Origin of the sequence: Megasphaera sp., assembly GCF_047831605.1 — a bacterium.
Taxonomy (GTDB): domain Bacteria; phylum Bacillota; class Negativicutes; order Veillonellales; family Megasphaeraceae; genus Megasphaera; species Megasphaera intestinihominis.
Window position 1 is genome coordinate 135198 of sequence record NZ_CP181255.1, and the last position, 13158, is coordinate 148355.

Consider the following 13158-nt stretch of genomic DNA (forward strand, 5'->3'; position numbering starts at 1 on the left):
ATTACTAATCACTACTTACTCCGTGCAGCTGAAGGGACGATGCCGATGGCACAGAGAATCGTAAAGACGATGAAGGCCTGCTGGATGTGCTGGGCCAGCCAATCCGAGGCAGCCGAGGCCCCGCTTTGCGACAGAATCAGGGTGATGATAGCCACACTGAGGACCTGACCGATGAGGCGGACCGTACTGACGACAGACGAGGCAGCGCCGTAATATTTTGGCGTCACAGCCCCCATGATAGCATTGTTATTCGGTGCCGTGAACAGGGCAAAGCCGATGCCGATGATGACTAGGGCCAGGGCGATGAGCCAGAAAAAAGGGTAAGAGACATCCACCGCTAAGAGACAGAGGCCAAAGGTAATCAAAATCATGCCGGAAGAAGCCAGGACGGCTGGATTGATACGGTCCGACAGGGCCCCGGTGACAGGGGACAAGAGGGCCATCAGTACGGGCTGAATCAGTAAAACCAGCCCCGTATCGCGGGCATTGAGGCCGGTAATGCGCTGCAAGTAAATGGACAAGAGGAAACTGATGCCGAAGGTCGCGCAGTAATTGAGCATGGCCGCCAGACTGGAACAAGAGAAGACGCGGTTGCCTGCAAAAATACCATTACTTCCGATAAGCCAACCATAATGGCAATCATGGCCAGGGCATACAACAGACTGCCAGGCAAATCGAGACTGCCTTTCGCGTTGACGATCCATTCTTCCTTCGTCATGCTGCGGGCTGCAATCAGCCAGGCCAGGGCACAGATGAAGGCGATGAAATAAAAAATCGTCTTCCAGCCTAAGTAATAAGAAAAGAAGCCGCCCAGGACAGGCCCAAAGGACAGGCCGCAATATACGGCGGCAATCGTAAAGCCCATGGCCAGGCCGCGGCGCTGTGGCGGCGTGACCAGGGATACGATGGCCATGCTGGTCGCGAAAATACTGGCACTGCCCAGCCCCTGCAGGATGCGCAGCAAGAACAGACCGTACAAGGAGTTCACAAAATAAACGGCCAGCGAAGAGACACAGAACAAGGAGACGCCGAATAAAAAGATATGACGCTTGCCAATCCGGTCGGCAATCTTGCTGATTGGCATGATGGTCACGGTCGAAGAAATCAAGAACAACTCAATGACCCAACTGAGCTGAGCATCAGTCGCACCATAAGCCGTACCGATGCTAGGCAGGGCTGTCGTCAGGGCGCTGCTGGTAAAAGGATTGATGAAAGATACCATCATGACGACGGCTAAAATCGTATTTTCATAAGATAAAAATCGCTGCATCGCGAATAACCCTCCGTAAAAATAAATTGATAGATAAATGTAATTATACTGCCAGAGAAAATCATTCGCAAGAAATAATTTTTTGAACTATTTTTACGAGAAAAGGCTGATTTTGCAAATAGTTGATTAGCTCAACTATTAAAACACTACTGTATAGAAAAAAGGCCCATATCCATAGATAATATAACACATCAGCCTGATACTAAATCATGCGATAATACGACAATATCGCGGACTATATAGCGATTCGCACAATCCAGGCGTCGACTCCGCTTAGTGTACCCAAAAATACCACGGATCCTATATCCGATTCCAACCAGCCTGCATAAGCCTAACAATATATATATCTCTGCAAACAGATACAGATATATATTATAAAACACAGAAAAACTTTTCATCAAAAAAATAATAGCATATCAGCAGGGAGAATCACAAATAGCCAAGATAAAATAAATGAATTCAATCAATGACTGCGAAGAACTCGATACAGCGATTTTGCAGTCATTTTGAACATGGGGTAGAAATAGCCCCTCGATTACTTCCGATAACGTTAAATTATCGTAAGTTATTTTAAATGAGAATTCAGGCACATATTGTAACGCTTTCTATCCCGCATAACCAAGCCATTTATCCAACAAGTAACATCATCTTCACTTTTTCTCAATAACTGTCAAATTTCCTCGCTTTTCATATCAAAGTCGGCAAAATATCGGCAAAAAAACTTGCTGAAAACCTAGTAAAAAAGCCGTTAAAAAGCCACTCAAAAATTCACAAAAAAGCCCTCGAAAAAGCGATTTTTGGAGGCATAAAAATTCAAGTACTGATGTCGCTTGGCTTTTTTTCGCTCATTTCCTTAGAATCTTCCTTGACCTTTCGATTCATGGTGACTATAATGAGCGTGTGTTTTATGAGCCTTTGGCTGATCATAACTCACTTTCATTGTCCAATCACTTCATTAGCTACTACATCTGCAAATGGCTGAACGGCAGATGACGAGCAACCAGCCTAAGAGGCAGCTCTCTATAAAAAGCAAAACCCCCACGGTGTCCAGACCGTGGGGGTTTATTGTTCCTACTTGGAACTCACTAACTTTTTCAGCTACGTTAAGTATAACATGTCTGCAAATCCGATTCAAGCTTTATATAGCATATTCGCTTATTTTTTATGCCACCGAAATTAGGTGAGAAATTTCAAATTTACACGACATAATCAAACAACTTAATTTCTGTAATCTTTCCGTTATGAGTTGTAAATACCAGCCATTTTCCTTCTTCATGATAAGAAATATACCCGCGGTCATTTTTCCAGGGTTCTCCGTAGGCTTGTTCAATAGCGTCAGCATCCATACCTACTGTTAGTCCAGCCGGTGTAATCAAGCCGTTATTGGCCGTTGAAAAGATACCGGTCACGACATTGGTATTGGCATCAAAAAAGATGTAAAACGATGACCCGTAGGCATAGCTATAACTGTATCCGCCCTCAGCATTGGGTACTTTATCCGAAATGTGTGTCGGTTCTCCGTAAATAGATTGTACATAGTCCGCCGATGAACCAATGGTGATACCACCAATCGCAAATTCTGAATCAGGAATGGCAGCAAAGACGGTAGAAATTGATACAATCAATAATGAGAATACGCTAAGAATAAGGCGTTTCATGTTACCACATCCTTTCTATTTTATTCTGGTCTTTACTTAGCAGTATAGTACATCTATAATATAGAAGAAGCAGTTGCTGGTATTGGCTGCGGAGGCGTCACCTCATTAGAGCGTGAATCCGTAGAGGTACTGCCACAGTTGTTCCTATAGAATCAGTTGTCGATGACATTGGCCCAAGATATCCCGTTTCTATTGAAGCGCTCTTTTGGGAGGTACGGTCGACAACTGATTTTTTCTTAGACGGATAAAATTCAAGAGGCCGTCGTTGTAAGACAGCCTCTTGTTCTATTAAGCGGTACATTCCCTATTTCGGTGTAACGGCTACGACGCGGACAGGCAGTCCGGTCGCGCCTTCGATATTGGGCCAGGCTGCCAGGAGGATGGCACCGGCAGGAGCTACCTTGTCGAGGTTATCCAAAAGCTCGATTTGGACGTGGCCCTGGCTGATACGGACATCATGGCCCTTTTTTCAGCCGTCGCATCTTCTAAATGGAAGACAGCGAAACGGTTGCCACTTTCGGTAGTATAAATTTTCTTCATGATCGGATATCCTGGTTGGGCCAGTGCTTCTTGTGCCAGTTCATCCCCTTGTTCAAAAACGGCTTTGCCATAATAACGGAAAAAGAGTTTTCCTTTTCCCATAAGTCCACAGATTTCTACATAAGGATTTTCTTGCATTTGACGATAGACTTCTTTCATTGCGCCGACGCCAAAATAGTTCACTCCATCTTTTAGCATGTGGAAACTGATAGGACGCGATTTAGGGCGGCCAGCTTCTATGGTATTCAAAAAGAAAGCACCGCTCTCATCAACACAAGCGTTTAACCAATCGTTAATTTTTTTTGCAATGATTTGTTTTTCGGGTATATGGTTTTTCCTTGGTTGTTTTTGTGGGATTATGTGGGATAATATTGATTTTTTATATTCCGATAACTTACAATGCCATAAGTCTGCATCGGCTTGTGTAATGGGACGGATGACCCGGCAGGGATTCCCGGCTGCGACGACATGGCTGGGAATATCATGGGTTACGACGGAACCGGAACCTATGACAACGTCATCGCCAATAGTGACACCGGGATTGATGACGACATTACCGCCAATCCAGACGTCTGAACCGATAGTGACCGGTTTGGCGTATTCCAGGTTGGTATTGCGGACTTCCGCATCAATGGGATGACCCGCCGTATAGATACTGACGTGAGGTGCCAAAAAGACGTTGTCGCCAAAGGTGACGTAGTTTTCGTCTAGTATGGTCAGCCCCGTATTGGCAAAGAAATGACGGCCAAAGCGGATGCGGTCACCATGGTCGAAGTAGACCGGCGCCAACAGCACCATGTCATCTGGCGCCTGGGCAAAACAGCGTTTCAGTTCTTCAAAAGCCTGACGGTCGTTCAAATCGTCAGAAGCATTGAATTTCCGCTGCGCCGCATGGACCCGCTGGAAGCTGTCATCGTGAACATTGAACGGGTCGTACAGCTCCTGGCCAATCATGCGGTCCCACTCTTTCTGATTCAATAGTATCCTACTCCCTTCTCTTATATGCAATGCTATCCTTGAATCCGATACCATAGCTGCATTTCAAAATCGTTGGGAATCCCCGGTTCTGACATGAGCTGGCCGAAGCCTACGACAATGCGCGTCATGGTTTGGCGAAAGGCTTTTTCTAAGGGCATTTGCTTCACTTTATGGAGATACCACGATTCATGGATGGAAAGACACATCCCCGATTTCAGCAGCAACAAGCGGGCATCATGGGCCGCCTGGATTTTTTCGGGGTCGCCCTGCGTATCCGCCTTTGCCGCTTCCAAGAGCTCCCGTTGTTCGTCTGGCGAAAGGTGGCTGCGGAACATATGCTGAGCCAGGCGCCGGAACCATGCATAGTCTTCTCCGGCATCGGCCAACAACCGCGTCATGAATTGTTCTGAAGCCCGGTCTTCTAAAAAAGCCTGCACGCAGGCCAATTCCTGATTTTCCAAAGACATATCATCACCTCGCAGAGTGTACGTCACGCCTCACCCATCATCTGGCAAACAAGCTTTATGGAATAATTCTACACGTCAGGCATTAATTCCTGCTTTCCCCTGCCTTTCTTCGGAATATATTTCATCGTGTACGTAAGACCTGTCTGGCCGCCCATTTCGATGAAATGCCAGTTTTTCTTCCATCTGTCCTATTTAATTCAACGAAATCCATGTGTTATAATAGAGACAAATTTTACTATATTTGAGGTGATTATGTTGAAAGGAAAAAAACTCGCATCCATGTTAGCTGTCACAGCTATGTTGACCAGCTTCGGCCTGACGGGGATTGTTGAAGGTGCCAGCCGGGCCGAATTAGCCGCGATTCACGTCAATCAGTCCGAAAATTTCCAGTATTGGAACGAGAATTCTCCGGCTAAGAAAAAGCTGGTAGCTTATGTGCAAAAAGTAACGAATCCCAAAAATCCTGATTTCATCCCGGCAGAACATCGCCTGGCCGTCTTCGATATGGATGGAACCCTGTTGGGAGAACGGACCCCGTCCTATACAGATGGCGTCTTTTATGTGGACCGTGTCCTGCATGACCCAAACTGTAAAGTGTCCGATGAAGACAAAAAATTTGCTCAAGCCTATTGAGATGCCATTTCTCAGCGGAAACCCGTTCCCCCGGAAATCGAAAAGAACTTGTACCACAACTTATATGCCGGACTGGCCGGGATGACGCCGCAGTCCCTGGACGCTTACGCCCAGGGATTTATGAAAAAGCCCGTTATCGGCCTGACGAACCTGACTTATGGCGAAGCCTTTTACCTGCCTATGGTAGAAGTGATTTCCTATTTAGAAGCTAATAATTTCACCTGCTACATCGTTTCGGCCTCTGACCGCCCTCTCGTCCGCGCACTCGTCCATGGAGCCCTGCCTATCGCACCGAATCAAGTCATCGGGTCGGATCCGCAAATCGTTGCCAGCCATCAAGGCCAAACTAGCGGTGGTTCATATCAAATGACACAGGAAGATACCATCCAGTACGGCGAATTGGACCGGGTCAATGAAAAAATGAATAAAGTGTCATCCATTGTCCGTGAAATCGGGATACAGCCGGTCTTAGCCTTTGGAAACAGCAGCGGCGATTATTCCATGTTCCGGTATACGCTAAAGGACAACCCCTATAAAGCTGAAGTATTCAATATTCTCTGTTATGATACGCAACGTGAATATGGCCGCCCTGAACGGGCCGAACGCGATAAGAAGACATCTGCCGAAAATGGCTGGAATACTATTTCCATGAAAAATGACTGGAAGACAATTTACGGAGATAACGTAAAAAAGACACAATGACCCACCAGTCCATCTATTTTGTTCGAAATGTTCCGTCATACTTTGAATAATAATTCTAAAAGCATTGACAAATACGCGTTTTAATGTATAATATTCCTTAATATTTGAATTTTAAAGCTATTTAACACTTCATCACAGTTTCGCCAGAAGACTCCTTCCTCTTAGGTAGGGGCATCAATGGTGATGGATTTCGCTGGTTCGATGCCTGCGAAATCCACCCTATGTCTTTTCCGTCTTAGCCTTTTCACTTCGTCTACGGTATAATGGTAGATAACAGAGGCGGTGAATCCTAGATGTACTTGACGCAATCGAATGTCATCCGCGGCTTGGCGAAACAAAAGTATACGATGCTCCGGGAAATGTGCCAATACAGCAATAACCTGTACAATGTAGCGGTCTATACGATTCGGCAGCATTACTTCGATACCCAGCAATTCTTGCGGTACGAAGAAAATTACCCCATCTGCAAGGAAAATGAAAACTATGGCTTGTTACAGGCCAGTGTCGCCCAGCAGATATTGAAGATAGCCGACCGAAGTTTTCGTTCTTTTTTCGGGCTTTTGCAGAAAGTCAAGTCAGGTGACTATGGTTCAAAGGCTGTCCGCCTGCCATACTATCGTGAAAAAGGCGGTCTTTTCAATCTCATCTTGTCGACGAACGCTATTACCATTAAGAATGGCTTCTTAACCGTGCCGATGAGCCGTGAATATATGAAACGCCATAATGGCCATCGGATTCGGATTCCTGTTCCCGACAGGCTGAAGGATAAGAAAATCAAGGAAGTCCGCATCTGTCCCATGTATGGCGGACGGTATTTCAAGATTCAGTATGGCTACTTACAGGACCCAGAACCGGTGAAAACCTCGCCAGACCGTGTCCTGGCTATCGACTTGGGCCTGGACAATCTGGCCGCCTGCGTTACCAATACGGGGACGTCGTTCCTCATGGACGGTCGTAAACTCAAATCTATCAACCAGTATTGGAACAAACGCAAAGCCAGACTCCAAAGCATTGCCGCCAAGCAGGGCCGGAAGACGACGAACCAGCTCTGTCAGTTAGCGAAGAAACGCAATTTCCGGATGAAGGACATCCTTTGCAAGACAGCCCGTTACATTGTTAATTTCTGCATTGACCATCAGATAGGTACCATTGTTTGCGGCTATGATGGTGAACGCGGGTTCAATGCCCGTCAAGCCATCCGTTTTTTAGAACGCCTGCGTCTCCGGGGCAATCTGCTCGACGGAGTCCCCTTGGATAACGGCGGTACGCTGCGTATCGAAATCAACTGCGTCCATGAAGCCCTTCCCGATTCCCTGCCCAATGACCAGGCCGACAATCGCATCCTCAAGGTCTGCCGTCATCTGCAGCAGTGCCAGCCCATCCTGGTCACGAAAGACCTGGTCCTGCGATTGAACGGTCGCTGCTGGCCCTCGATGCGATTCAGCGCTTATAGACTCATTTCTTCAGATATTGACTGGAAATGGCGGGGTTCCACGAGCAGAGTCCCGCCGTTTTTTCAAAGCGCCATTTCTGTCGGACGTCGGGATATTTGTCATGATCCACTTCGCTGAGGAACATGTCCAGAGGCCGGATGAAGTCGCGGTATTCGCCATATAAGGTCTTATAGACGACGTAAGTCTCGCCCGTTTCGGCGTCGTCGGCTAAATCGAGGATGCGGTACATATGGTTCTTGAAATGGCGCCACGTTTCGCCGGGCCTGGGCAGGTCGCGGCCGAGGACAAAGGCCGTCAGAGCCGCAAAGGACGGCAGGAAGGGTACGGCGTCGGCCCAATCCTCGTCGACGAAGCCTTCGTCGCTCATCTGCTGGATCAAGGCTTTCATGGGCTGGTAATAGCCATCGAAGTCGAGAAAGGCAAAGCGTCCTTCCATCTGATGCAGTTTCACCTGGCTCATGACCTGGCTGATTTCTTCCAGCGCCCCAATACCGCCGGGAAAGGCCAGGAAGATATCGCCTAAATCCATCATCTGCTGCTTGCGTGACGTCATATCCGGCGTCACAATCAGTTTCGTCAAGCCTTCATGCTGTAATTCCTCATCCATGAAGAACTGCGGTTCCACGCCGATGACCTGGCCTCCGGCCTGCAAAGCACCGTCAGCCAGTTTCCCCATGAGCCCAGTCCGGCTGCCGCCGTAAACGAGGGTGTGCCCGTGGCGGGCAATCCAAGCCCCTAACGCATAAGCATAATCAGCATAACAAGACCGGTTCCCGCTGCGGGAACCGAGATAAACGGTAATATTCATAAGTTGCGTCCTTTCTTTCCCCTAATATATGGTATAATAAGTGTTATTATATCATATATTAGGGGGATTTTTCGTTATGATTTTCGTTGCCATGATTCTGTTAGGTTCCGTTATCGGCTTTGTCGGTGCTGGCGGAGCCGGCGTCACGATTACGCTGCTGACGGTCGGTTTCGGTGTTCCTGTCCATACGGCCCTGGCCGTTTCCCTGGCGGCCATGACTTTTACCATGATTTCCGGGACGGTCAGTCATTACCGGGAACATGAAGTCGATGTGAAGCCTGGGGCCATCATCGGCGGCAGCGGTATGATCGGCTCGATTGCCGGCGCCAATGTGTCCAACATCATGCCGTCGGAACTGCTGGCGACGATGACGTCGCTCATGCTCATCGCTTCCGGACTGATTCTCTATGTCCGCCTCTACCAAGACGCCTGGCTGACCCGGCACTTTCCCGTGCGGACGACAGCCTTAACGGGAAAGAAGCTCTATATCTACGGCATCATTACCGGTCTCATCGTCGGCTTCCTGTCCGGTGCCTTCGGCATCGGTGCCGCGGCCTTCATCCAGCTGGCTCTGATGGTCGTCTTCGGCATTTCCCTGCTCCACGCTATCGGGACCTGCATGATGATCGTCCTGCCTATTTCGGCTGCCGGCGGCTTGAGCTACTTGTTCAATGGCCGCCTGGACCTGTGGATTTTCGTCCAGACCCTGCTGGGCCTGAGTCTCGGCGCCTATATAGGTGCAAAGTTCACGCACTTAGCCCCTAAGCCCCTGCTCAAGGCAGCTATCGTCGCCATGCCGACCCTGGGCGGCATCATCATGGTCCTCTTCGGCCGCTAAGCCTGCTGATGGCGGTGCCAGCAGTAGCAGATCAGGACCGTCAGGATGACCCAGAACATCAGCCGTCCGCTGTGCTGGCCGAGGTGGATGAGGTCATGGCCTAAAAGGACTTCGATGACGACCCGCGGGACCTTGCCGACAGCCGTCGCCAGGAAGTGGTCTTTCTGGCTGAGGTGGCTGACGGCGGCGATAGCCGTAAAGGGGACGTTGGGGATATACGGAATGGACCGGGCCATGGCCAGCGTCGAGAAGCGGCTGTATTTATCGAGCTGATTCCGCAAGTGATGGCGGGAGATGACGTGGAGGGCCTGGCGGCGCAGGACCGTCCGCAAGATGAGGAAGCTCAGTTCCGTCCCCAGGACTTCGCCAATCCAGGAAATGATAAGGCCAGGCACGAGGCCGAAGATGGCTCCGTTGACGGTCAGAAAGGGAATCGACGGCAGACCGGTCATATCGGTGACGGTAATCATGAAGATACTGATGAGAGCGGCATAGATGCCGAAAGATGAAATATACTCGATAAGACCGTCGACATCACCGGCCAGGCTCAAGCGGAACAGTTCCTGATAGAAGTCGGGGATGACCCACTGGACGCTCCAAAAAGCCAGGAATAAGCCTAGGCAGACGGCGCCTTTCATCACTTTGTCCCATAAAGGACCATTGCGAATAGCCATAGATATCCCCTTCTCTCACCCTTGATAATTCTATTGTATACCTAAAAAAGGCAGATTCACAAGTGTTTTTTGTAAACTGCCCAAAGGAGGTTTAACTATGACAAAAATATCGGATGCACCGAATTTTTTTATCGGCCGCAGTGAAGTCATTGCCCAGAATGATAAATTATCCAATAAAGCCCGTCAGAGCCTGTATACGGCACGGGCCGCCAATACCGTCGATGCCTACCGGTCGGACTGGAACGATTTCTGCGACTGGTGCAGCTATCACCAGCTGTCGTCATTCCCGGCCGAACCGGAAACCATCGTCAATTACATCAACGACCTGGCCGACAACGCCAAGGCCAATACCATCGCCCGGCGCATCAGTGCCCTGACCGAGAATTTCGACGCCGCCGGTCTCAAAGAGAATCCCTGCCGCTACCCCATCGTCAAAAACGCCCTGCGGGGCATCAAGCGCATGAAAGGGACCATCCAGCACGGCAAGGCACCGATTCTCTTCGACGACATCAAGGAAATGCTGACCTATCTTGAAGGCGACGAAATCCAGCAGGTCCGCGACAAGGCCATCCTGCTGGTCGGCTTCTACGGGGCCCTGCGCCGGTCAGAACTGGCCGGCATCGACGTGGAAGACCTGAAGTTCACCCGCCTGGGCCTGCTCATTACCCTGCGCAAATCGAAGACGGACCAGTTCGACCAGGGCCAGATGATTGCCATCCCCATGGTCAAAGACAAGGACCTCTGTGCCGTCACGGCCTTGCAGAAATGGCTCGATGTCAGCGGCATCACGACGGGTCCGGTCTTCCGGGGATTGACGAAGGGGCATCATGTCCGTAAGACCCGGATTTCCGATAAATCTATCGCCCTCATCGTCAAGCACTATGCCGGGCTCATGGGCATGAATCCCGACGACTACGGCGCCCACAGCCTGCGCCACGGCTTTGCCACGTCGGCGGCCCAGCATCACGTCGAAGAACGGCAGATCATGCGCCAGACCCGGCATAAGTCCCAGGCCATCGTGCGCCGCTACATCGACGAAGCCGACCGCCTCATCGACAGCCCGATTTTAAAGATTACCGAAGATTCTCACCCTCACTAATCCACTAGCTGCCGGGCCAGCACCGTCCGCACCTGTTCGGCCCGGCCTGGGGCTACCGGCAGGCGCAGGACCTGGCCCGGACGGATGTCACTGGTGCCGGTCAGGCCGTTTTCTTTTAAAATCGAATCCATGACCTGGCGCACATCCGTATCATCACCGGCTGTAACCGAAGCCAGCTGCCAGACGGTCTGCCCCGGTTCGACGGCGACGGAAATGAATTCCTGCGAAGGCTGGTAACTCCAGCCGATCTGCGTACACATAAAGAGGGCCAATATGGCCAAGATGACATATTTCATGACAATCACTCCTGACTTTAAAACGAACGTTCCTGGAACGAATTTTCTTAGAACAACCGTTCGTCGATGGTTTTATTATATCGTCGAACGGTTGTTCCTGTCAAGATATTTTGAACAAACGTTTGATTTTTTTTATGAATTTCGGTATAATGAAGGTAGCTTATACTGGAATTACTATAACTTTCCAAGACTGGAGTGATATATATGATTAATAATGAAAAAATGCTGACGACCCGTCAAAAACAAATCTTAGAATACATCCGCACGTGTGTCCATAAATTCGGCTATCCCCCGTCGGTACGGGAAATCTGCAAGGAAGTCGGCCTGAGCTCGACGTCGACGGTCCACGGCTATCTCCACCGCCTGGAAGATCTGGGCTATATCCGCCGCGACCCGGCCAAGAACCGGACCATCGAACTCCTCGACGAAGGTTCGTGGCGGTCCAAGAAAATCGTCCCCCTGCCCCTGGTCGGCCAGGTCCGGGCCGGTGCCCCCATCTTTGCTGAAGAATGTGTCGAAGACGTCTACCCCTTCCCGGCGGACTTCATCGGCAATGACGACTGTTTCATGCTCGTCGTCCAAGGGGACAGCATGAAGAACGCCGGCATCCTCGAAGGCGACCAGCTCATCGTCCGCCGCCAGGAAACGGCAGAAAACGGCGAAATCGTCGTCGCCCTCATCGGCGAAGAAGCGACGGTCAAGCGCTACTTCCACGAAGCCGACACGATCCGCCTGCAGCCGGAAAATGACGAATACGAACCGATTTATACCCGGGATTGCCAAATCTTAGGCAAAGTCATCGGCCTCTATCGTCGGTATTAAGGGAGGTCTTCTCATGTCTGATTTCTCGGTGGTCCTGCCCGATGACCTTCCCTTATTTTCCGGCATCAGCCAGGAAAAAAGGAAGGCCATGCTCACCTGCCTGGGCGCACGGGTCCGGACAGTCCGCAAAGGGGAATTCCTCGTCCTGGCCCAGGATGAAGTGAATTACATCGGCATCGTCCTCAGCGGCGAAGTCCATATGATCCATGAAGACCGCTGGGGCGACAAAGCCGTCCTGGCCGTCATCCGCAGCGGCGGCCTCTTTGGCGAAACCTTCGTCTGCGGCACAATCCTGCAATCCATCGTAACCTTCCAGGCCGTCAAGAACACGCAGTTCCTGGTCCTCCCCTTCCAGAAGGTCCTGCACATCTGTACCAATGCCTGTCCCTTCCATTACCAGCTCATTGAGAACATGCTGCATCTCATGGCTGACAAGAATGCCCAGCTGCTGACCAAACTAGAAGTCGTTTCCAAGAAGAAGCTGCGCAAGAAACTATTGACCTACTTCTCATTCCAGTCTGAACAGGCCGGCAGCCAGACCTTCACCATCCCCATGACCCGGACCCAGCTGGCCGACTATCTCTGTGCCGACCGGACGGCTGTCGCCAGGGAACTGGCTCACATGAAAGACGAAGGCCTCATCGAAATAGACCAGCAGCGGGTGACGCTGTATTGAAAAAAGAGGCTGTCGCATTAAGACAGCCTCTTTTTGAGTATTAAGTTTGCAGTTTGTAGTTTTTAGTGAAGGTTTTTAAATTTAAAGTCCTTTTCTACAAACTCCGTACTACAAACTATAAAGTAACCAGGACCTCGCATGATGGCAAAAACCATCGTGTGAGGTCCCTTTTCTGTAGGGGCTCGCACGTGGCGAGTCCGCTCCGGGATATGTCCTATCATCCCTGACGGGCGCCCCACGTGG

Annotated in this window: 15 protein-coding genes; 7 read left to right on the plus strand and 8 right to left on the minus strand. The window is 50.1% G+C overall.

The genetic code is table 11. From position 1 onward, the window contains the following. Window positions 1-11: 11 nt before the first annotated feature. From ACFWUB_RS00685 to ACFWUB_RS00705, 5 genes are all read right to left on the minus strand, one after another. The gene (locus ACFWUB_RS00685; protein ID WP_416184006.1) at window positions 12-560 is read right to left on the minus strand and encodes an MFS transporter; all 549 of its coding nucleotides are present in this window, start codon (window positions 558-560) and stop codon (window positions 12-14) included. Further along, window positions 458-1270, minus strand: a complete 813-nt coding sequence (locus ACFWUB_RS00690) for an MFS transporter (RefSeq protein WP_416184007.1) — start codon at window positions 1268-1270, stop codon at window positions 458-460. The genes ACFWUB_RS00685 and ACFWUB_RS00690 overlap by 103 nt, the downstream gene beginning before the upstream one ends. A gap of 1196 nt (window positions 1271-2466) precedes the next feature. After that, on the minus strand, window positions 2467-2928 hold the full coding sequence (locus ACFWUB_RS00695) for a hypothetical protein (RefSeq protein WP_296820978.1): 462 nt from the start codon (window positions 2926-2928) through the stop codon (window positions 2467-2469). 396 nt (window positions 2929-3324) lie between these two features. Further along, complete coding sequence (locus tag ACFWUB_RS00700; protein WP_416184008.1) at window positions 3325-4446, minus strand: DapH/DapD/GlmU-related protein; 1122 nt, start codon at window positions 4444-4446, stop codon at window positions 3325-3327. A 32-nt stretch (window positions 4447-4478) separates the two neighbouring features. Further along, complete coding sequence (locus ACFWUB_RS00705) at window positions 4479-4913, minus strand: hypothetical protein (RefSeq protein ID WP_020310197.1); 435 nt, start codon at window positions 4911-4913, stop codon at window positions 4479-4481. 252 nt (window positions 4914-5165) lie between these two features. Between ACFWUB_RS00705 and ACFWUB_RS00710 the strand changes: the two genes are divergently transcribed. The 3 genes from ACFWUB_RS00710 to ACFWUB_RS00720 all read left to right on the plus strand — a co-directional run bounded on the left by ACFWUB_RS00710 (window position 5166) and on the right by ACFWUB_RS00720 (window position 7819). Then, window positions 5166-5546 (plus strand): hypothetical protein, encoded by a 381-nt coding sequence (locus ACFWUB_RS00710; RefSeq protein ID WP_416184009.1) that lies wholly within the window; start codon window positions 5166-5168, stop codon window positions 5544-5546. Window positions 5547-5594: 48 nt separating this feature from the next. Further along, window positions 5595-6248, plus strand: coding sequence for a haloacid dehalogenase-like hydrolase (locus ACFWUB_RS00715; RefSeq protein WP_416184010.1), 654 nt, complete (start codon window positions 5595-5597; stop codon window positions 6246-6248). Between the two features lie 293 nt (window positions 6249-6541). Beyond that, a complete protein-coding gene (locus tag ACFWUB_RS00720; RefSeq protein WP_416184011.1) occupies window positions 6542-7819 on the plus strand; it encodes an RNA-guided endonuclease TnpB family protein in 1278 nt (425 codons plus the stop codon). Here the strand turns inward: ACFWUB_RS00720 and ACFWUB_RS00725 are convergent. Next, the gene (locus ACFWUB_RS00725; protein ID WP_416184012.1) at window positions 7704-8510 is read right to left on the minus strand and encodes a TIGR00730 family Rossman fold protein; all 807 of its coding nucleotides are present in this window, start codon (window positions 8508-8510) and stop codon (window positions 7704-7706) included. The two genes, ACFWUB_RS00720 and ACFWUB_RS00725, sit on opposite strands and share 116 nt — an antisense overlap. Before the next feature lie 76 nt (window positions 8511-8586). On the opposite strand from ACFWUB_RS00725, the gene ACFWUB_RS00730 reads away from it, so the two are divergent. Continuing rightward, window positions 8587-9348, plus strand: coding sequence for a sulfite exporter TauE/SafE family protein (locus tag ACFWUB_RS00730; protein ID WP_020310964.1), 762 nt, complete (start codon window positions 8587-8589; stop codon window positions 9346-9348). On the opposite strand, the gene ACFWUB_RS00735 is transcribed toward ACFWUB_RS00730, so the two are convergent. Then, complete coding sequence (locus ACFWUB_RS00735; protein WP_416184013.1) at window positions 9345-10022, minus strand: TVP38/TMEM64 family protein; 678 nt, start codon at window positions 10020-10022, stop codon at window positions 9345-9347. The two genes, ACFWUB_RS00730 and ACFWUB_RS00735, sit on opposite strands and share 4 nt — an antisense overlap. Window positions 10023-10119: 97 nt before the next feature. On the opposite strand from ACFWUB_RS00735, the gene ACFWUB_RS00740 reads away from it, so the two are divergent. Continuing rightward, on the plus strand, window positions 10120-11121 hold the full coding sequence (locus tag ACFWUB_RS00740; RefSeq protein WP_416184014.1) for a site-specific integrase: 1002 nt from the start codon (window positions 10120-10122) through the stop codon (window positions 11119-11121). Here ACFWUB_RS00740 and ACFWUB_RS00745 read toward each other — a convergent pair. Next, window positions 11118-11417: a LysM peptidoglycan-binding domain-containing protein gene (locus ACFWUB_RS00745; RefSeq protein ID WP_292282369.1), complete on the minus strand. Its 300-nt coding sequence runs from the start codon at window positions 11415-11417 to the stop codon at window positions 11118-11120. The genes ACFWUB_RS00740 and ACFWUB_RS00745 overlap by 4 nt on opposite strands. Before the next feature lie 204 nt (window positions 11418-11621). On the opposite strand from ACFWUB_RS00745, the gene lexA reads away from it, so the two are divergent. Both lexA and ACFWUB_RS00755 read left to right on the plus strand, forming a co-directional pair. Next, the gene (gene lexA, locus ACFWUB_RS00750; RefSeq protein WP_020310960.1) at window positions 11622-12239 is read left to right on the plus strand and encodes a transcriptional repressor LexA; all 618 of its coding nucleotides are present in this window, start codon (window positions 11622-11624) and stop codon (window positions 12237-12239) included. Between the two features lie 13 nt (window positions 12240-12252). Next, window positions 12253-12915, plus strand: coding sequence for a Crp/Fnr family transcriptional regulator (locus tag ACFWUB_RS00755; RefSeq protein ID WP_302512207.1), 663 nt, complete (start codon window positions 12253-12255; stop codon window positions 12913-12915). Window positions 12916-13158 lie beyond the last annotated feature (243 nt).